General features: G+C 71.9%; 2 protein-coding genes and 1 pseudogene. 2 read left to right on the top strand and 1 reads right to left on the bottom strand.

Annotated features, from left to right (window positions below; genetic code table 11):
* On the bottom strand, positions 1 to 741 hold a 741-nt coding region (locus ACK4TH_RS11800), incomplete at its 3' end, for a YihY family inner membrane protein (RefSeq protein WP_409626708.1).
* Between the two features lie 19 nt (positions 742 to 760).
* Between ACK4TH_RS11800 and ACK4TH_RS11795 the strand changes: the two genes are divergently transcribed.
* Together ACK4TH_RS11795 and ACK4TH_RS11790 are read left to right on the top strand one after the other, a co-directional pair.
* A complete protein-coding gene (locus tag ACK4TH_RS11795; RefSeq protein WP_409626706.1) occupies positions 761 to 1,222 on the top strand; it encodes a DUF2069 domain-containing protein in 462 nt (153 codons plus the stop codon).
* Positions 1,219 to 1,530, top strand: a pseudogene (locus ACK4TH_RS11790) (hypothetical protein); the annotation flags it as partial. The gene ACK4TH_RS11795 and the pseudogene ACK4TH_RS11790, both read left to right, overlap by 4 nt.

Raw genomic sequence — 1,530 nt, 5'->3', positions numbered from 1 at the left:
TGCCAGCTCGAACGCCAGCGCGACGAACACCCCGCCGGCCAGCGCATGGCGCAGCCGGACGGGGGCGTTCGGCACCCAGCGGTACAGCGCCGCCATACCCAGCGCCAACGCGGCGAACCCGGCTGCATCCAGCGCCCAGCGCACCCCCTGGTGCGCTGCCGGCAGCCAGCCGCGCGACACCGACAGCGCGTAGGAGCTGGCGCTCAACATCAGCGCCAGCACCAGCGGCGCCAGCGTCAGCACCGCCCAGTAGACCAGCACCCGCTGCGCCAGCGGCCGCAGCCGCGGCACGCGCCAGATGTCGTTGAGCTGGCGGTCGATCGTCAGCACCAGCGCCAAGGCCGTCACCAGCAGCACGATCGCCCCGCCCAGGCCGATCTGGCCGGCCTGGCTGGCAAACTGCCACAGGTAGCGTCCAACCTGGCGGGCGATGTGGTCCGGCACCAGCGCCTCCACCATCCAGCGCTGCACGCGCTGCTCCATCGCGCCAAACGCCGGAAACAGCGCAAACACCGCCAGCGCCACCGTCACCAGCGGCACGAGGGAGATGGTGGTCGTGAACGTCAGGCTGCCGGCGGCCACCGCCAGCCGGTCCTGCGCGAAGCGCTCGCGCAGCGTCAGCCACGTGGTGCGCCACGGAAAGTCGCGGGCCTTCTGCCAGCCACGCCGCCAAAGGGGCCTTAGAGCGGCCTGATCAACCGCGGCAGGCGCCGCCCGCGCGGACGGATCGGATGCGGTCATGCCGCTATCATGCCAGCCGATGTCCGCGCCGTCCCCCTCCCCGTCCGCCCCCCTTGCCGGGCCCAGTGCGCCCACGGCATCCGCCGTGCCCGCTGCCCTGGCGCAGGCGCGCTGGACAAGGGCGCTGGCCGTGGTCTGTGTGCTGGGCCTGATCGTCCTAGGGCTGGCGTGGGAGCTGTGGCTGGCGCCGCTGCGTCCCGGCGGGTCGTGGTGGGCACTCAAGGTCTTGCCGCTGGCCCTGCCGTTGCCTGGCCTGCTGCGCCACCGCATGTACACCTACCGCTGGGTGAGTCTGCTGGTGTGGCTGTACTTCACCGAAGGCATCGTGCGCGCCACCAGCGAAAGCGGCCTGTCGGCCGCACTGGCCTGGGGGCAGGTCGTGTTGTGCATTGGGCTGTTTACGGCCTGTGCCCTGCATGTGCGGCTGCGGCTGGGCGCCGCCCGCGTCCCGCAACCTGCGGCCAGCAACGGTTCTGAATGATGGATCAGTCAACCGCTCCTCTCGATCCATCAGCGCGGACCACGTTGCTGCAGGCGCTGCGCGCCGCCGTCGGCCAAGCGCATGTGTTGACCTGTGCCGATACCGACCTGGAGGCATGGGAGCGCGACTGGCGCCGCCGCCACCGCGGCCGCGCTCTGGCCGTGGTGCGCCCCGGCAGCACGGACGAAGTCGCCGCCGTGGTGCGTACCTGCGCCGCGCACGGCACGCCCATCGTGCCGCAGGGATGGGCCTTTTGCACATCCAGCGCCAGCGTGCGGCGACCGTCGAACAGCGCCAGACTCTCCACC

The sequence above is a fragment of the Tepidimonas sp. genome (assembly GCF_046292505.1).
GTDB lineage: Bacteria > Pseudomonadota > Gammaproteobacteria > Burkholderiales > Burkholderiaceae_C > Tepidimonas.
The sequence above is the reverse complement of the archived record's forward strand: the minus strand, read 5'-3'. Positions and strand labels throughout refer to the sequence as shown.